The 19,692-nt window shown below is 40.7% G+C and carries 8 protein-coding genes and 1 pseudogene; 6 read left to right on the top strand and 3 right to left on the bottom strand.

What is annotated here, in order from left to right; genetic code table 11:
- The first annotated feature begins 63 nt into the window (after window positions 1-63).
- From O9324_RS21710 to O9324_RS21700, 3 genes are all read left to right on the top strand, one after another.
- Complete coding sequence (locus O9324_RS21710; RefSeq protein WP_502846597.1) at window positions 64-10,632, top strand: amino acid adenylation domain-containing protein; 10,569 nt, start codon at window positions 64-66, stop codon at window positions 10,630-10,632.
- Between the two features lie 165 nt (window positions 10,633-10,797).
- The gene (locus O9324_RS21705; protein WP_288141283.1) at window positions 10,798-15,054 is read left to right on the top strand and encodes a non-ribosomal peptide synthetase; all 4,257 of its coding nucleotides are present in this window, start codon (window positions 10,798-10,800) and stop codon (window positions 15,052-15,054) included.
- A gap of 277 nt (window positions 15,055-15,331) precedes the next feature.
- The gene (locus O9324_RS21700) at window positions 15,332-15,811 is read left to right on the top strand and encodes a hypothetical protein (RefSeq protein WP_288141282.1); all 480 of its coding nucleotides are present in this window, start codon (window positions 15,332-15,334) and stop codon (window positions 15,809-15,811) included.
- A 154-nt stretch (window positions 15,812-15,965) separates the two neighbouring features.
- On the opposite strand, the gene O9324_RS21695 is transcribed toward O9324_RS21700, so the two are convergent.
- Window positions 15,966-16,124, bottom strand: a complete 159-nt coding sequence (locus O9324_RS21695; protein WP_002750786.1) for a microviridin/marinostatin family tricyclic proteinase inhibitor — start codon at window positions 16,122-16,124, stop codon at window positions 15,966-15,968.
- 52 nt (window positions 16,125-16,176) lie between these two features.
- On the opposite strand from O9324_RS21695, the gene O9324_RS21690 reads away from it, so the two are divergent.
- Window positions 16,177-16,314: a hypothetical protein gene (locus O9324_RS21690; RefSeq protein ID WP_002765041.1), complete on the top strand. Its 138-nt coding sequence runs from the start codon at window positions 16,177-16,179 to the stop codon at window positions 16,312-16,314.
- A gap of 22 nt (window positions 16,315-16,336) precedes the next feature.
- On the opposite strand, the pseudogene O9324_RS27340 reads toward O9324_RS21690, so the two are convergent.
- Window positions 16,337-16,546: pseudogene (locus O9324_RS27340) on the bottom strand (MvdC/MvdD family ATP grasp protein); the annotation flags it as partial.
- Between the two features lie 79 nt (window positions 16,547-16,625).
- On the opposite strand from O9324_RS27340, the gene O9324_RS21685 reads away from it, so the two are divergent.
- Together O9324_RS21685 and O9324_RS21680 are read left to right on the top strand one after the other, a co-directional pair.
- On the top strand, window positions 16,626-17,414 hold the full coding sequence (locus O9324_RS21685) for a class I SAM-dependent methyltransferase (RefSeq protein WP_288141281.1): 789 nt from the start codon (window positions 16,626-16,628) through the stop codon (window positions 17,412-17,414).
- Window positions 17,415-17,452: 38 nt separating this feature from the next.
- Window positions 17,453-18,187 carry an SDR family oxidoreductase gene (locus O9324_RS21680; RefSeq protein WP_002765037.1) on the top strand — a complete coding sequence of 245 codons (735 nt, stop codon included), beginning with the start codon at window positions 17,453-17,455 and terminating at the stop codon, window positions 18,185-18,187.
- A gap of 157 nt (window positions 18,188-18,344) precedes the next feature.
- On the opposite strand, the gene O9324_RS21675 is transcribed toward O9324_RS21680, so the two are convergent.
- Window positions 18,345-19,589, bottom strand: a complete 1,245-nt coding sequence (locus O9324_RS21675) for a DNA sulfur modification protein DndB (RefSeq protein ID WP_272076817.1) — start codon at window positions 19,587-19,589, stop codon at window positions 18,345-18,347.
- Between the last annotated feature and the right edge of the window lie 103 nt (window positions 19,590-19,692).

Raw genomic sequence — 19,692 nt, 5'->3', positions numbered from 1 at the left:
AAAAATCAAGCGATTCAACCCTTTGACTTAGCTGGTGAACCCTTAATCAGAATCACTTTATTGGTGTTATCTGAAACGGAACATCTCTTATTAGTCTGTATGCACCACATTGTCAGTGATGGCTGGTCAATGGGGGTATTTATTCAGGAACTAACCGCCCTCTATAATGCCTATATTCAGGGTTTATCTTCGCCTCTCAATCCCCTATCTATCCAGTATGGAGATTTTACCCTTTGGCAAAGACAATGGCTACAGGGAGAGGTATTGCAACAGCAACTAGACTACTGGCAAAAACAGTTAGCCGGCGCACCGGCCCTTCTATCTTTACCAACAGATAGACCTCGACCCAATCAACAAAGTTTTGCTGGGGGACATTTACCCTTTAGCCTTTCCCTAGAATTGACCGAAAAACTGACCCAATTGACCCAGGAACAGGGTGTCACTTTATTTATGACCCTGTTAACAGCTTATGCTGTCTTACTTTACCGTTATACAGAACAGGAAGACATCTTAATTGGTACTCCCATTGCTAACCGTAATCGCAGGGAAATTGAAGGGTTAATCGGCTTTTTTGTCAATACTTTAGTCCTGCGAATTGACTTGTCAGGCAACCCCAATTTTAATCAGTTATTGGGTCGAGTACGGGAAATGGCAATGGATGCCTATGCTCATCAGGATTTGCCTTTTGAAATGTTGGTAGAGGCCCTACAACCTGAACGAGATTTAAGTCACGCGCCTTTATTTCAAGTGGATTTTCTGCTGCAAAATAGTCCCCCATCTCCCTTAGAACTAATAGACTTAACCGCCACTCCCCTCACCACAGAAAATGACACCGCCAAATTTGATCTAACCCTGGCTATGGAGAATACCAGTGCAGGATTACAAGGGGTATGGGAATATAATACCGATTTATTTGATCGCAGCACCATTGAACGATTAACAGGAAATTTCATCACCCTACTAGAAGCATTGGTTGTTAACCCGCAGCAGCCAATTTTTCAACTACCATTATTAACCGGAGTCGAAGCAAAAGAATTATTACAAGACTGGAATGCTACCGAGAAAGACTATCCTTTCCATCAGTGCGTTCATCATTTATTTGAAGAACAAGCAGCACGAACACCGGCTGCAGTAGCAGTGGTCTTTGAGGGTCAAGAATTAACCTATCAAGAATTAAATATTCAGGCGAATCAATTAGCCCATTATTTACAATCTTTGGGGGTAAATTCAGAAGTTTTAGTCGGCATTTATCTAGAGCGTTCACTATTAGTTATTGTCGGATTATTGGCAGTTCTCAAAGCTGGGGGAGCCTATATACCTTTAGACCCAGATTATCCTCAGCAACGGTTGACTTATATGGCAGAAGATGCCCAAATTTCTCTACTGCTAACTCAAGAAAGTTTACTCGATTCTTTGCCAGCAGAAGATGTGGGGGTAATTGTCTTAGATAAATTAGCCGATATCTTGACAGTTCAAAGGTCAGAAAATACCCTCAGTGAAGTAGCACCAGAAAATCTACTATGCCTATTATATACATCTGGTTCCACAGGTAAACCTAAAGGAGTGATGTTAACTCACGCAGCCTTAGTTAATCATAGTTGGGGCATTAGTGAAGTATTCGGTTTAACAGAATCTGATCGCGTTTTACAGTTTGCTTCCTTTGGCTTTGATGTCGCTGCCGAAGAAATTTTTCCCACCTGGTTAAAAGGTGGCACAGTGGTTTTAAGACCGGGGCAAATGTTCGCAACTTTGACTGATTTTGCCGATTTTATCGAACAAGAAAGCCTCACTGTTTTAAATATTACCCCCGCCTATTGGCATGAATGGGCAATCGCCGTTTCCCAATCATTAGCTACTGTGCCATCCAGTCTGCGAGTTGTGGCCGTGGGAGGGGATGCAGTGTTACCAGAAACCGTCAATATTTGGCGACAAATGGTCGGGAAACGGGTTGAATGTATTAACGTCTATGGCCCCACAGAAGCGTCTGTAACCGCCATAGTTCATGACTTGCTAGATTATCAGTCAGAAAAAATCAATTCGGTGCTGATTGGTCGTCCCATTGCTAACACAAAAGCATATATCTTGGATCAAAATCTGCAACCTGTACCCATTGGAGTTAAGGGGGAATTGCATTTATGCGGTGTTCGTTTAGCGCGGGGTTATCTGAATCGTCCCGAATTAACTGCTGAAAAATTTATTGACAATCCCTTTGCTAATGCAGCTTTCAATCGGTTGTATAAAACGGGAGATTTAGCGCGTTATTTACCCGATGGTAATATTGAATGTTTTGGCCGGATTGACAATCAGGTTAAAATTCGCGGATTCCGTATTGAGTTGGGAGAAATTGAAGCGGTACTTAACCAAAATATTGATGTACAAACATCCTGTGTAATTATTCGGGAAGATACTCCGGGGGATAAATATTTAGTCGCCTACATAGTAGCTCATTATGAACGCATACCGATGATTAGTGAACTGCGTCAGTTTCTGTCCAGTAAATTGCCTTTGTATATGGTTCCTCAAGCTTTTGTTTTTCTGGAATCTTTACCCCTTACTACTAATCGTAAAGTAGATCGTCGCGCTTTACCCGCACCAGATAAGATAGGTAATCGTCGGGATCAATATGTAGCACCACGCAATGGAATTGAAGAGATGTTGGTGCAAATTTGGACAGAAATACTCAAAGTAGAGCAAGTGGGAATTTATGATAATTTCTTTGAAATTGGCGGTCATTCTCTCCTCGCAACTCAATTAGTCTCCCGGATTCGGAGTTTATTTAAAATAGAACTACCTTTGCGGAGTTTATTTGGTGCAGCGACGGTGGCCGAATTAGCGCATCTTATTGGACAATTACAGCAGCAAAATCTGACGCTAACAGTACCCCCGATTTTACCGAGAACTAAGGATACAGAACTACCTCTATCTTTTGCTCAACAGCGTTTATGGTTTTTAGATCAATTGCAACCAAATAGCGCTTTATATAATATACCGATGGTGTTGCATTTCCGAGGCAACCTCAATCAAAAGGCCTTAGAACAAAGTTTGCAAGAAATTTGCGATCGCCATGAGGTATTACGGACTAATTTTGTCACGATTGATGGACAACCGACTCAGGTTATTCAAACAACAAGGGAAACAATATCGGTCGTTGATTTACAAGATTTACCCATCCAAGAGCAAGCAGAAAAAACACAGCAATTAAAGCAAAAACAAGCCACGCAACCCTTTGATTTAGCCAAAGAATCTTTAATCAGAATCACTTTAGTGGTGCTATCGGAGACGGAACATCTCTTGTTAGTATGTATGCACCACATTATTAGTGATGGTTGGTCAATCGAAGTGTTGATTCACGAATTGACCAGCTTATATAATGCTTATGTGCAGAATCAACCCGCAAATTTAGCTCCTTTACCGATTCAATATGGAGATTTTGCACTCTGGCAAAAACAATGGTTACAAGGGGATGTCCTACAAAGTCAATTAAATTACTGGCAAAATCAACTAACAGCTGCACCCCCTTTATTATCTCTTCCCACAGACCACCCTCGACCTGCGGTGCAAAGCTTTGTCGGTACTCAGCAAGAATTTTCCCTGTCCCCCAAACTTAGCCAAGCTTTGACTGAATTGAGTCGCCAACAAGGGGTGACATTATTTATGACGCTGTTGGCTGCTTTTGATGCTTTACTGTATCGTTATACAGGCTCAAGTGATATTTTGGTAGGAACTCCCATTGCTAACCGTAATCGCATCGAAATTGAGGGGTTAATCGGCTTCTTTGTTAATACTTTAGTGATGCGGACGGATGTATCAGATAATCCGAGTTTTAGTCAGTTATTAACCCGGGTTCGGGAAGTGACAATGGATGCTTACGCACACCAAGACTTACCCTTTGAAATGTTAGTCGAAGCGTTGCAACCGGAAAGGGATTTGAGCCATACTCCCCTATTTCAAGTCGCTTTTGTCCTGCAAAATACACCCAAGTCTGAGATTGCAATGACGGGATTAACGGTGACAGATTTGCCTCCAGAAAATACCACAGCTAAGTTTGATTTAACCTTAGCTATGGTTAACACCGATGATGGCTTAAAAGGTGTCTGGGAATATAATACTGATTTGTTTGAGAGTAGCACTATTGAGCGATTGTCAGGGCATTTTCTCAACTTATTAGGGGGAATTGTGGCCAATCCTCAAGCGCAGATTTCCCAATTACCCTTACTGACAGAAAGCGAGACTAATCAGTTATTAATTGAGTGGAATAATACTCAAGTTGACTATCCTGAGTATAAGTGTATTCATCAATTATTTGAGAAACAGGTAAAACGCACACCCGACGCAGTAGCAGTGGTCTGTTCAGGTCAACAATTAACCTACAATGAGTTAAATTGTCGTGCTAATCAATTAGCCCATTATTTGCGAAAATTAGGCGTAAAAGCTGATACTTTAGTCGGTATTTCCCTTGAGCGTTCCTTAGACATGATTGTGGGGTTATTAGGAATCTTAAAAGCGGGTGGTGCTTATGTTCCGATTGACCCAGATTATCCCCAAGAACGCATTAGCTTTATGCTCCAAGATACCCAGGTTAAAATAATATTAACCTGCGAATCTTTACAGACTTCCCTGCCAAATCATCAGGCTATTGTTATCTGTTTAGATAAAGATTGGCCACAAATTAATCAAGCAAGTCAGGAGAATCTTAACAGCGCGGTTTCTGCGGATAATTTAGCCTACGTTATTTATACTTCTGGTTCTACAGGAATACCTAAGGGTGTTATCGTCACTCATCAAGCAGTTAATCGACTGGTATTAAATACCAATTACATCCAGTTTACTCCTGATGACCGCGTTGTGCAAGCGTCTAATATTGCTTTTGATGCCGCTACTTTTGAAATTTGGGGGGCTTTACTTAACGGTGCTAAGATTATTATTATCGCTAAATCAGTTCTGCTCTCACCCCAAGAATTGGCACTAAGCTTAAAGGAAAATCAGATTAGTGTCTTATTTTTAACCACAGCACTTTTTAATCAGTTAGCTAATTTAGTTCCCCAAGCTTTTAGTAACTTACGCTGCTTACTATTTGGGGGTGAAGCAGTTGAACCAAAATGGGTACAAGAGGTACTAGAAAAAGGTGCGCCACAACGGTTGCTTCATGTCTATGGTCCAACGGAAAATACAACGTTTTCTTCTTGGTATTTAGTGGAAAACGTAGCTTCTACAGCGACAACTATTCCCATTGGTAAAGCGATTGCTAATACCCAAATCTATTTGCTGGATAAAAATCTGCAACCTGTCCCGATTGGTGTAGTCGGAGAATTACATATTGCTGGTGCAGGATTAGCCAAAGGTTATCTCAATCGTCCCGAATTAACCCAAGAAAAATTTATCCCTAATCCTTTTGAGAAGGATGAAGTAATCCCCCCAACCCCCCTTAATAAGGGGGGCAATGAGCCGTCAAAATTATATAAAACGGGAGACTTAGGGCGTTATTTACCCGATGGTAATATTGAATATGTAGGACGGATTGACAATCAAGTAAAAATTCGCGGTTTCCGCATTGAATTGGGAGAAATCGAAGCCTTACTCAACCAAAATGAGGCGGTACAGTCTTCTTGTGTGATTGTTCGTGAAGATAATCCGGGGGATAAACGCTTAGTTGCTTACGTCGTACCGCAACCCGAAATCAACCTGACAATTAACGAAATACGGCAATTTTTGCGAGCAAAATTACCCGATTATATGGTTCCTACTGCGTTTATTCTTCTTGATGCTTTCCCCTTAACTCCCAATGGCAAAATCGACCGCCGTGCTTTACCTGTTCCCGATTTACAGGGCAAAGGTGAATATATCGCTCCCCGTAATCCCATTGAAGAAAAAATGGCGCAGATTTGGGCTGAGGTACTGAAATTAGAACGAGTCAGTATTGAGGATAATTTCTTTGAATTAGGGGGCCATTCTCTGTTGGCAACTCAAGTTATTTCTCGATTACAGGAAACCTTTGAGATTGTTTTACCCTTGCGTTATCTGTTTGAATCGCCAACCATTGCTCAGTTAAGTGGGGTAATTTTAAAAGAACTGCAAACAGGTTTAGGGTTAAAGCTACCATCAATTGTCCCCGTTAATCGAGAGGATGATATTCCCCTATCCTGGGCCCAGGAACGTCTCTGGTTTGTGAATCAATTAGAAGGGGAAAGTGGAGCTTATACTATTGATTTAACGATGCGTTTGCGCGGAAATCTCAATATTAAAGCCTTAGAAAAAGCTTTCCAAGCAATTATTCAACGCCATGAACCCCTACGGACTCAATTTAAACTCAAAGATAACCAACCAATACAAGCGATCGATCCTAATGTAACCTTCACCTTACCAGTTGTCAATCTGCAAAACCTCAGTCATTCTGAGCAACAGGTAAAAAACCTGTTATTAGCAGCAGCATCCGAACCTTTTGATCTCGAAGCAGGGTCAGTATTACGAGTCAAATTATGGCAATTGCAGACAGAGGAATATGTCCTATTATTAGCCATTCATCATATTGCGGCGGATGGTTGGTCAATAGGTGTTTTAGTGGACGAATTATCGGTCTATTATCGAAGTTTCTGCACCGGGACAAAAGCAGATTTACCTGATTTATCAATACAGTATGCTGACTTTGCCGTGTGGCAGCGTCAATGGTTAACTAATGAAGTATTAGACCGTCAATTAAGCTACTGGAAGCAACAATTAACCCGGATTCCCCTACTACACCAACTTCCCACAGACCGTCCCCGGCCAGCAATTCAAAGTTTTCGCGGTGGGACGGAGCGACTGCAACTAGATAGTCAACTAACGCAACAATTGAAAAAACTTAGTCAAGAGTCGGGTAGCACTCTTTTTATGACATTACTGGCGGGTTTTGCTGTGTTACTATCTCGTTATAGTCAACAAACAGATGTGGTAATTGGTTCACCAATTGCCAACCGTAACCGCACCGAAATTGAAGGGTTAATCGGCTTTTTTGTCAATACTTTAGTGTTAAGATTTGATTTATCTCAAGACCCGACCTTTGAGGATTTTCTCGCGCAGGTCAGACAAACTACTCAAGACGCTTACGACCATCAAGATTTACCCTTCGAGATGTTAGTCGAAAAATTACAAATTGAGCGTCATTTAGATCGTAATCCTTTAACACAGATAGTTTTTGCCCTTCAGAATGCTCCTAGTTCTCCCTGGGATTTACCCGGAGTAAACATTGAGGAGATACCATCAGGACTTGATTCAGTTAGGGTTGACCTAGAACTTTACCTCTGGGATGCAGCCGAAGGATTGGGCGGTTTTTGCTCTTATAACAGGGATTTATTTGATGCTGAAACCATTGTCCGTATGATGACTCATTTTAAGACTTTGTTAGCGGCAATTGTAGAAAATCCCCGTCAATCATTAGCTTCACTACCCTTATTAAACCCAGAGGAAGAGTATCAACTATTAGAGGGTTGGAATGAGACAAAAGCTGATTACTCCTATAACAAGTGTATTCATCAATTAATCGAGGAACAAGCAGCGCGTACCCCTGATGCAGTAGCAGTAGTCTTTGAAAATCAACAGTTGACTTATGCAGAATTAAATAGTCGGGCCAATCAACTAGCTCACTATTTACGCTCTTTAGGTGTAGAAACCGAGGTAATAGTCGGTTTATGTGTAGAGCGCTCTTTAGACATGATTGTGGCATTAATAGGCATCCTTAAAGCCGGTGCTGCCTATCTACCCCTTGACCCAGAATATCCTCAAGAACGCTTACAATTTATGTTAGAGGATAGTCAAGTACCCTTATTACTAACCCAAAGTTCACTGATTGATAAACTCCCAAATCATCAAGCTAAAACTGTATTTTTAGCTGAAATTTGGCAAGAAATTAAACCAATGAACCGGGATAATTTGACGGTGAAGGTAACAGCTTCTAATTTAGCTAATGTGATTTATACTTCTGGTTCTACGGGTAAACCTAAAGGGGTGATGGTTGAACATCAAGGGTTGTGTAACCTTGCTCTGGCGCAAATTCAGACTTTTGCTGTGTCTTCTCAGAGTCGAGTGCTTCAGTTTGCTTCTTTTAGTTTTGATGCCTGTATTTCGGAAGTTTTGATGGCTTTGGGAGCGGGAGCGAGACTTTATCTGGCAAGTAAAGACAATTTAATGCCCGGTTTACCTTTAATCAAGCAATTACGGGAGAATAAGATTACTCATATTACTCTACCGCCATCAGCTTTAGCGGTACTACCGTGGGAAAATCTTTCCTCTCTGCAAACTATTATTGTCGCTGGGGAAGCTTGTTCTCCTGAATTGGTGAAAAAATGGTCCCAGGGACGAAATTTCTTTAATGGTTATGGGCCCACAGAAGGAAGTGTTTGTGCAACGGTAGCTAAATGTACGCCGGTTGATGAAAAAATAACTATTGGTCGGCCAATTCCTCATGTGCAGGTTTATATTTTAGACTCGCATTTACAACCGGTTCCTATCGGTGTACCCGGGGAATTACATATCGGAGGAGCAGGGGTAGCCAGGGGTTATCTGAATCGCCTAGAATTGACAGCAGAGAAATTTATCTCTAACCCGTTTGTCTCCCTTGATCCCCCCCTAACCCCCCTTGATAAGGGGGGAGAGCAGCCGTCAAAATTATACAAAACGGGAGATTTAGCCCGTTATTTACCCGATGGTCAGATTGAATATCTGGGACGAATTGACAATCAGGTTAAAGTAAGGGGTTTCCGCCTTGAATTAGGGGAAATTGAAGCAGTTTTGAGCCAACATCCCCTAGTACAAGAAGCGGTTGTGATGGCTCGCGCTGATCAGGCAAGTGATCATGATCAAGACCAGCTTAATACTAATTTGGTAGCCTACTTAGTTCCGGCTCTCAAGGGTCAAGTATTGCCCGAACAGCTTGCTCAATGGCAGAGTGAATATGTTAGTGATTGGCAAAAGATTTACGAAGAATCCTACAGTAAACCCCAACCTCAAATTGAAGACCCCACTTTTAATATTAGTGGTTGGAATAGTAGTTATACGGGACAAGCTATTCCCGCAGCAGAAATGCAGGAATGGGTTGATCAGACAGTGAGCCGAATTTTAGGAAATCAACCACCGCAACGAGTGTTAGAAATTGGTTGCGGAAGTGGATTATTGCTATTCCGTGTGGCGAAACATTGTCAGGAATATTGGGGAGCCGATTATTCCGCTGCTACCATTAATAACCTCGAACATTTATGTGGCACAATTGAGGGTTTAGAGGGCAAAGTAAAATTATTACACCGAACAGCCGATGATTTTACCGGCATTCCCCAAGCTACTTTCGATCGAATAGTGATTAACTCCGTTGTCCAGTATTTCCCTAGTGTGGATTATCTATTACAAGTTATCGCAGGAGCAGTGAAGGCGATTGCAGATCGGGGTAAGATTTTCTTAGGTGATATTCGTAGTTTGTCCTTACTAGAGCCTTACCATGCGGCGGTACAGTTAGCTCGCGCTGAAGCTAATAAAACCCTTGAACAATGGCAAAAACAGGTGAATCAAAGTGTAGCTACCGAAGAAGAATTGTTAATTGAACCTCAGTTCTTTATCGCGCTTAAACAACGCTTTCCGCGAATTTCTTGGGTAGAAATTGCACCGAAACGGGGTCAGGCTGACAATGAGTTAACCCAATTCCGCTATGATGTTACTTTACATCTGGATACTGATGGGCAAAAAACGACAATTCCTTGGCTAAATTGGCAGCGGGATCGGTTTTCTGTAGGGCAACTACAAGATAAACTGAAACTGGAACAACCAGAATATTTAGGTATCAGAGATGTACCCAATCAACGATTACAAAAGGCACTACAAATTTTAGACTGTTTAGAAAATCCTCCAGGGGTAAAAACCGTGGGAGAATTGCGGCAATTGTTAGGAAAAAATAGCGGGATAGGGATTAATCCTGAGCAAATGTGGCAACTGGGAGAACAGTTAGGTTACACTGTTCATCTCAGTTGGTGGGAAGGTAGTCAAGATGGTTCTTTCGATGTGGTTTTCTGTCGCCAGAATGCCATCCTAGAACCGATAATAAATAAAATTGATCAACAACCATACCCCAATTTTTGGGATGATGAGACGATTATTCCCAAATCCTGGACTGATTATACGAATAATCCCCTATATGGTAAATTAGTCCAGAAGTTAGTGCCACAGGTGCGGGAATTTGTCCAACAAAAGCTACCTAGTTATATGGTTCCCCAGGCTTTTGTTTTGCTTAATGCCCTACCTTTGACTCCTAATGGTAAAGTAGATCGACAGGCTTTGCCTACTCCCGATACAGCTAAACGCAATTTAGCTACGGGATTTCTCGCACCTCGTACCCCGATTGAAACTCAAATGTCTCAAATTTGGAGTGAAGTTTTGGGAGTCGAACGTATTGGGATTAAGGATAATTTCTTTGAATTGGGAGGACATTCTTTGTTAGCAACTCAGGTTATTTCCCGTTCCCGCGATCTTTTCTCGGTGGAATTGTCTTTACAAAATTTGCTAGAATACCCAACTATCGCTAATTTAGCCCAAATTATTGAAGTTCTTACCGTTGCACCGGGAGAAATAGCTATGACTGAAAGCTTAGAAGATTATGAGGATGGTGAATTATAAAAACAGTTAAAGTTTTAGCTGCTCTCAATAGTTTAGCAAGACAGTTAAAACGGCAAAGGACAAATATTGATCCTAGTCAATAGCAATCTGATGGACTTTTTCATCCTCAGGGCAAACTTCGTGATTTAGAGCTAATTTAACAACAACTTTGGAGGCAATTGGTAAGTGAAAGTAGGAGATTTTTTAGCGTATTTGAAGGGTTTAGAGATTAAACTATGGCTGGAAGGCGAAAAACTTCGTTTTCAGGCTCCCAAAGGGGTTATGACCCCAGAAATTAAAGAAGAAATCGCCGCCAAAAAACCTGAAATTTTGGACTTTTTAAGAGCGGCAAAAATCCCAACTAATACTGTTGATTTAGAGATTATTCCCGTGTCACGGGATCAGGATTTACCCCTCTCTTTTGCTCAACAACGACTCTGGTTTCTGCAGCAACTTTCTCCCGATAGTCATTCCTATAATCTGTTGGACGCTTTACGGTTAGAAGGAAACCTCAATCTATTAGCTTTAGAACAAAGTCTCAGCGAACTGATTCGCCGTCACGAAATTTTAAGAACCACTTTTCCGATGGTAGAAGGGCAACCAATTCAGCGCATTGCTACCCCTTCAACCGTCAGTTTACCCCTGGAAGATTTACAAAATTTATCAAAGAATGAACAAACAGAACATCTGCAAGAAATAGCGATTGCTTTCTCCTTAAAACCCTTTAATCTAGCCAAGGAATCATTAGTCCAATTTAAGTTAATTAAACTCAGTTCCCAAGAGTATGTATTGCTGTTGAAGATGCACCATATTATTTACGATGGTTGGTCTTTGAGCATCTTCTTTGATGAATTATCTCAACTTTATGCGGCCTTTGTCCAGGGTTTGCCTTCCCCTCTCGCTAAATTATCGATTCAATACGCCGATTTTGCCGTATGGCAACGTCAATGGCTCACCGGTGAAGTTTTGGAGCGTCAACTTAATTACTGGCAAAAACAGTTACAAGATGCACCTACTATTTTAGAATTGCCAACGGATTATCCCCGTCCTCCAATTCCTAGTTTCCGGGGTGATGGGCAGGTTTTTCGCCTGAATCAAGACTTAACGCAACGCCTCAAAAGGTTAAGTCAGGAGTCAGGAGGAACGCTATTTATGACTTTACTGGCGGCTTTTTTTGTCCTAATTTCTCGTTATAGTGGTCAATTAGATGTTTTGGTAGGTTCTCCCATCGCTAATCGTAATAGTTCGGCAATTGAGAAATTAATGGGCTTTTTTGCCAATACTTTGGCTTTAAGGGGTGATATGTCGGGAAATCCGAGTTTTCTGGAGTTATTAGAACGAGTAAAGCAAACAACTTTATCAGCTTATGCTCATCAAGATTTGCCTTTTGAAATGTTAGTAGAAAAATTACAATTAAACCGAGATTTAAGTCACAATCCTTTGATACAGGTGATGTTCTCACTGCAAAATACTCCCCAATCTGAGGCCAGTTTATCTGGCTTAAAGATGGAGAGTTTGCCTTTATCTGTTGAGCTTAAAGCGCGATTTGATTTAGAGGTAAATTTTTGGGAAGTTTCTGATCGTTTAGAAGCGGTTTGGTGTTATAGTACGGATTTGTTTGCTGCCCCCACTATTAACCAAATGGGTCAACATTTTCAAAATCTCTTAACTGCGATTGCAGCTAATCCCAATATGGGAATTTTTGAGTTATCGATGTTAAGTGATGAAGAACGTTATCAATTGTTATCATTGTGGAACGAAACTCACACAGATTATCCCTCTGATAAATGTATTCATCAATTATTTGAAGAACAGGTAAAACGCACACCCGACGCGGTAGCGGTGGTCTGTTCCCAGCAAAAATTAACCTACAATGAATTAAATTGTCGTGCTAATCAATTAGCTCATTATCTGCAAAAATTAGGAGTAAAACCAGATGAATTAGTGGGGATTTGTCTAGAGCGTTCTTTAGACATGATTGTGGGATTATTGGCTATTCTTAAAGTCGGTGGAGCTTATGTTCCTATTGACCCAGATTATCCCCAAGAACGCATTAGCTTTATGCTCCAAGATACCCAGGTTAAAATACTGTTAACCTGCGAATCTTTACAGAATTTCTTGCCAAATCATCAGGCTATTATTGTCTGTTTAGACAAAGATTGGCAACAAATTAATCAGGCAAGTCCGGAGAATCTGAACAGCACAGTTTCTGCGGATAATTTAGCCTACGTTATTTATACTTCTGGCTCTACAGGTAAACCTAAAGGTGTTGAGGTTATTCATCGTAGCGTTAACCGTCTTTTGTTTGGCGTAAATTATGCACATCTAGATGCAACACAAAGATTTTTACAAATGGCTCCCATTGCTTTTGACGCTTCTACCTTTGAGATTTGGGGTGCTTTATTACATGGTGCGAGATGTGTGATTTTTACGGAAGATATTCCTACCGCTACAAGTTTAAGAAATGCAATAGACAAACATGGCATTACTATTTTATGGCTAACGGCTGCTTTGTTCAATAAGATTATTGACGATAATTCCCAAGCTTTATCAGGAATTAAACAGCTACTAATTGGTGGAGAAGCACTTTCAGTTGCTCATGTTCATAAAGCACTGGAAACTTTGCCATTGACGCAAATTATTAATGGATATGGACCAACAGAAAGTACAACTTTTACCTGTTGCTATCCTATTCCTAAACAACTAGAGGCAACAATAAAGTCAATTCCCATTGGTTGTCCAATCTCCAACACACAGGTTTACATTTTAGATAACTATCTCCAACCTGTCCCGATTGGTGTAGTAGGAGAATTACATATTGCTGGTGCAGGATTAGCCAAAGGTTATCTTAACCGTCCCGAATTAACCCAAGAAAAATTTATTCCTAATCCTTTTGAGAAGGATGAAGTGATCCCCCCAACCCCCCTTAATAAGGGGGGCAATGAGCCGTCAAAATTATATAAAACGGGAGACTTGGCCCGTTATTTACCCGATGGTAATATTGAATATGTAGGACGGATTGACAATCAAGTAAAAATTCGCGGCTTCCGTATTGAATTGGGAGAAATTGAGGCTGTACTTAGTCAAAATCAGGCGGTACAGTCTTCCTGTGTGATTGTTCGTGAAGACAATCCGGGGGAAAAACAGTTAGTTGCCTATATTGTACCTAAGCTAGGAGTAAAGCTAACAAGTGGCGATTTGCGTCAATTTCTTAGCCATAAATTGCCCGGTTATATGGTTCCTGGTGCTTTTGTGCTGCTGGAGTTTTTCCCTTTAACAGCTAACGGAAAAATTGATCGTCGTGCGTTAAAAGCTCCTAGTAATACCAGTGATTCAGACAGATTTATTGAAGCGCGTAATCAGTTAGAATTAAACCTCGTGCAAATCTGGTCAAAAGTGCTAAAGATTGACAAAATTAGCGTGCATGATAACTTTTTTGACCTCGGTGGTCATTCCCTTTTAGCTCCTTATTTAATCACCCAAATTAAAGAACAGTTAGGCAAGGAAATTGCCGTAACTACAATATTTCAAAACCCAACTATTGAACAGTTAGCGACCATTATCCAAACCGATGCAGATTCCTCTAACCAGTCTTGTGTGGTTCCCATTCAACCTCATGGTTCAAAGCCGCCTTTCTTCTGTGTCCCTGGGGCCGGGGGACGACCATTTTATTTTTACCATTTAGGACGTTATTTAGGAAAAGATCAACCTTTCTACAGTTTTGAAAATGATCTCTATCAACAGTTTGGAGAAATCAGTCGCATTGAGGATATAGCCAGTATTTATCTTAAAGCCATGCAGGATTTACAACCCCAAGGACCCTACTTTTTGGGAGGACATTCCTACGGTGGTAATGTGGCTTTTGAAATGGCTCAACAGTTGGTTAATCAGGGTGAACAAGTGGCATTACTAGCAATCATTGATTCTTCAGCACCCACTTATAAAGACAAACAAATTTTGCTTGATTATATTAATTGGGATCATGCGCGGTGGTTAGCTGAAGTCAGCAAAGGTATCGAAGTTTATTTAGATAAAACCATCGATATTTCCTATAAAACTCTTCAAGTCTTAACAGTGGAGGAACAATTAAAATACGCCTTAAACTTTTTTAAACTGGCTAATATGCTTCCTCCTAATGCGGAAACTAGGCAGCTTGAAAAAATTGTCCAAGCCTATAAAACTAGCTGTTTATGTCTGATTGATTATCTCCCTAAACAGACTTATCCTGGTAAAATCACGATTATACGGGCCAGTGAGGAATTAGCTGATGATCCAAATAAAGATTTAATAGCTGGAGATTGCGAGGATTCTTCTTTAGGCTGGAGTGAATTTTCTACAGAGCCAGTTGAGATTCATTTCGTACTAGGAAATCATGTCTCGATTATGGTGGAACCCCATGTCCAGATTTTAGCCGAAGAGTTAAAAGTTTGCCTTGAGATTTGATACCAAACCCGTTTTTAAGACTATGATTAACTCCCAATCCAACTTGAAAACCCCAGTTATCAATTGTTTCTACCCAATCTCCTCTATCTTTTAAACAGGATTTAATCTAAGAACTGACGATTTTCTACAAGTTGTGTGAACAGTAAGACTAATGTAGAATGCTGCAAGGCATCTGATTGCTAGACAGCCGATTTGTATTCTTTTGCCTTACCATGGATTTTATATGACTGAAATCCCGACCAACCAATCCAACTTAGTGATTTTAGGAGTCTCATCAATGACGGAAACTACTGAAACGGCCATTCCCAATGATTTTCTCGGAATTAATCCCACAGAAATCAACAAAAAACTTGTCTCCTGGGGAATTTCTCTGGATGAAGTTGTTCAAAAACTTGCATCTCTGGGACTCCCCGGCATTATTTTCATTATTGCTGTTGCCGCATCCGGTGGTACTGCCTATCCGATGATTTACGCACTTTTTGGGTTAGGCGGTCCGCTGGGACTAATTGGTGGACTTGGGGTCTTAGGCATCTCTACCATTATTGGTGACATTGTTACGGGTTATGGCATTGAGGCACTGCTTAAAACGGTCTATCTCAAGCGTCGTGAAACAGAAACTCAAGAATATCTCATCAATGAGGTGGAAGGTTTACCAATTTCTCAAGTTCTAAAACTTAACCTGAAAAAGGCTATTGAAGTAGAAATTACTGCCGAAGAACCTGTTGCTCCCAAAGAAGTCGAAATTGCTGAAGAGTAGTTGTAACTTAAGTAAGCACTGCTGCCTCCACCGGCCAATTGACTTGTTTAGCAAACCCTAAATACAACAAAAAACCGCCATAAATCTTACTCCTGCTTGACTTATGGCGGCAGTTTATTTCTGTCTGAATTACTGAAAGCAATCTTTAAATTAATTAACTATCTTCCCAGTCAGAAGGCCATTTCCAAGTCCAAACGGGAGCGGGTTCAGAATCAGGGGGGGAATCGGGAGTCGGAGCCTCGTCTTGGTCCGCAGATAAAAAACGAGCAAAGAAGGGGATTGCTTTACTTTGTTCGCTATTAGGATAATTCATGGTCATTCCTAGTTTTGAGTAGCAGCTTTTTCAAGATAGCTGCGATTACCCTGTGATAGTAACATATATTGCCGTCTTACTCAAGTCAAATCCTCACCTTACCCGCACTCCCATCGGTGACACTTATAGCGGTATTCAGAGTCATCAGGTACGCCAGTTTCCTTCCCTGTTCTCCGCTCCCCATTCCTAATTCAAAAGCGATAACTTCTGTCCCTCACCAGATATGATAATATAGATTGATGGTTATAGGTTAATTGATAAAAACTTTTTTTACCATTAAATTGGGCTGTTAGTTGAACCTCTAAGGGAAATTTATCGGTATCTAAGGGAAAAGGTGTGGCTCCTTTTTTTTATATCGCCTCAGCCACGCGGTCAATATCTAGTGCCTTAACAGGAGTTTGGCAAGCATTGCTATAACCCACTTCCCACTTCCCGCTCTACTAAGCCAAATCGTGTTAAACTAATGTAGTTTTTTGCCGAAAGAGTTAAGTGAGTTTAAAAATGGATAAAAATGAATGGATTAGTAGATTCGATGATTTAATTTGTAGTCCTTCGATTCGAGAGTTTTATGGTGAAAGAGAGTTTTTTAATGTCGGTTATTGGCTCTCCCATACTCAAGATCAACAGGAAGCATCCTCTACTCTGATGGAGAAACTTTTAGAATTTATTCCCAACAAACAGGGAACAATTCTTGACGTTGGCTGTGGTTTAGGAGCAACTACTCATTATCTTCTCAAATATTACCCATTGACAGCAATTGTAGGCATTAACATTTCTCCGACACAAATTGCCAGAAGTCTCTTGAATTTTCCCGAGGGTAAATTTCTGTTAATGGACGCAGTAGAGATGGATTTTGCCGATCATTCTTTTGAGCAAATTATTTGTGTAGAAGCGGCTTTTTATTTTAATACCAGGCGGCAATTCCTCCAAGAAGCTTGGCGAGTATTAAAGCCGGGGGGAACCTTAATTCTCTCAGATCTGAGTTTTGCCACAACAGAACTTTTAGGGGATTGGACAGTTCCCCAAGCAAACACGGTCAAAGATATGGCAGAGTATCAAAATCTTTATCAACAGGCAGGGTTTAAAGATGTTCAATTTGTCGAGGTGACGGAGGAGTGCTGGTTCAGACATTTTCGCCATCTTAAGTCTTGGTTAACCGAGGAATTGCAATCAGGAAAATTAGACGAAGAAACCTATAATTTAAACATTAAGCCTCTCGATAATTTGCTAAGTTCCTCGGTCATAACTTATTGGTTAGTTGCTGCCCAAAAACCAGTCAATATACTGTAATAGTTGTCAGTTTTTCTTGAATTTTTGGAGACAAAAAAATGTTTGATTCCTTATCGGGTAAAAAAGTCGTTATTATTGGTGCAAGCTCCGGGATTGACCTAGCGATTGCCGAAAAATTGCTCTCCCTGGGGGCAAAAGTGGTGCTTTCCCATGCTTCTCAAGAGAAATTAGCTGCCGCCGTTGCCCTAATTTCCGGGGAGATTGAAGCCAAAACTGTTAATTTTTTACAAGAAGATTCTGTTAATACCTTTTTTGCAGAAATTGGCAACTTTGACCATTTAGTAGTCACCTCTCTGGGAGACAGAAATATGCCGCGAGCCTTATTAACTGAAATGACCACAGAAACGGCCCAGGGAGGTATGGAGAAATTCTGGGCAACCTTTTTAGCAGTGCGTGGCTCCCTGAAAACTTTGGCCAAGGACGGTTCTATTACCCTGACATCCAGCGTCACTATCTTCAAATATTCCAAAATGGGCGGAATTTCCGTCATAGCCGCCGCTAATAGTGCCGTAGCCGTATTTGGACGCGCTCTCGCCCTAGAACTCGCTCCTATTCGCGTTAACGTTGTTGCCCCCGGATTAATAGAAGATACAAGCATCTGGACCAGTCAAGGTGATTCGGAACGCTCCGACCTGAGCAAATGGGCGGTTTCTGCTCTACCTGTCGAACATTTAGGGCAACCCGAAGAAGTCGCCCTAGCAGTATTGAGTTTGATTATCAACCCCTATATGACTGGTGTGGTTTTACCCGTGGACGGTGGAGTTATTCTTTAATCTCTAACCAGACTTAAACCCTCAACCCCGGAAAGTGATGCTAAATCCTCTTTAAAAGGTATAGGAGGGAGTGGGGAGCGGGTTTTTAAAGTTGGATTAAGGGTTGATCATAGTACATAAGTTTTGTAGTATGCGATCGCTCGTTAGCCGCACTCGATCATTGAAAATCTAATATAGAACTTGTAGATTTTTCTACCCATCCTAGCCGATTTTTTGCGTTGTAAACTGCCAGTTTTACCATATTCATGCTCGCAGATATTCTGTAAGGATTTGCTGGCTTTTTAGGGTTAGGATCTATTGTAACGACATTTCCACTCCAAAGATCACTACCAGTTGCCCAGTCTAATCCAGCCAACAATGAAATTTTAGCACTATCAAAACTGTTGTTATTTTCATCATAAATATCGTGCAACAAGTATCCTAATATTTCTAAGCCTACACTACGTCCTAAAATACAACTTGTCTGAAATTGAGTTAACTGATCAACGGTTAATTTATCTGTGCTATTCCCCGCTATTTCTCTAGTTTTAGAACACTCATGAAAAAACTGATTTAAACATTTAGATAAAGCCTCAGATGATTCTTCAACGCTTATCTCTGTTAAATCAGAACTAATGTCGTTATCAAAGGCTAAACTTACTAATTTAGCCACATAGTTAAATGTATAAATAAGTTTCTTTTTTAACGAAGTTTGATCTTTGATAGCTTCTGTTTTACCATCAAACATAGAGACTTGATAGAGTAAATTTTTAGTAATACCCACCCGTCCTTCAAATTCCCCAAAGGAGAGAAGTAACGATTTATCTAAAGGCCTTGTTTGAGCCATATCTCTAAAATCAGTTTGGCATTGTCTAAAATCCCCTTCCAATACCAAAGTAATAGGAAAATCATTATCACCGATTAGTTCCCCCTCAGAATTCGTAATCAATTCGTGAATAGCGCGTTTACGATGTTGACCATCTGTAATATCTAATTTGATTCCACGTCCAATTACAACCAAGCATAGCCCACGAGCAAGATCGATCAGCTTAATTTTTTCTGGATCAACATTAGCTGTTAGAGTTCCTAAAATCCATGGTTTATCTTGTTTAATCCGCTTAAGGATATATTCTTTAACTTCCTCTGTATGTCCTTGAACCTCTGGGCGATTTTTTCCTGAATCGGGATCGTTCCCTGTAGATGGCTTTGCTTGGAGCAAGGTTGGTAAATCATGAGCGGGAACGTTTATTTGAACCATTTTTCGTTTTCCTTGTTGGAAAACTAGCCCAAGATAGCATTTCTCTCTGTAATGCTCAGAAAAATAGTATTCCAGTACCTGATTCAGTTGTTGAGTCAAATCTGAAGAATGAGGTGCAATATCAGACATAATAAAAAAAAACACCAAAAAACACTCAATACTCATATATTATATCAGTTATCTTAATGATGAGGCATGAAGTTTTCGTTTTGGGGAATAGGAAACGCCAGAATAGGGAACAAGGAACAGCAGCTGATCGTCCAGGGGT

The organism is Microcystis sp. LE19-84.1B, from assembly GCF_027531875.1.
Taxonomy (GTDB): domain Bacteria; phylum Cyanobacteriota; class Cyanobacteriia; order Cyanobacteriales; family Microcystaceae; genus Microcystis; species Microcystis panniformis.
Note: the sequence above shows the minus strand (reverse complement) of the source record. Positions and strands in the feature narration are given on the sequence as shown.

Coding starts and splice junctions, on each gene's coding strand:
- O9324_RS21695 (WP_002750786.1), bottom strand. CDS start 16,124: ATGAATTATCCTAATAGCGAACAAAGTAAAGCAATCCCCTTCTTTGCT.
- O9324_RS21675 (WP_272076817.1), bottom strand. CDS start 19,589: ATGAGTATTGAGTGTTTTTTGGTGTTTTTTTTTATTATGTCTGATATT.
- O9324_RS21680 (WP_002765037.1), top strand. CDS start 17,453: ATGTTTGATTCCTTATCGGGTAAAAAAGTCGTTATTATTGGTGCAAGC.
- O9324_RS21685 (WP_288141281.1), top strand. CDS start 16,626: ATGGATAAAAATGAATGGATTAGTAGATTCGATGATTTAATTTGTAGT.
- O9324_RS21700 (WP_288141282.1), top strand. CDS start 15,332: ATGACGGAAACTACTGAAACGGCCATTCCCAATGATTTTCTCGGAATT.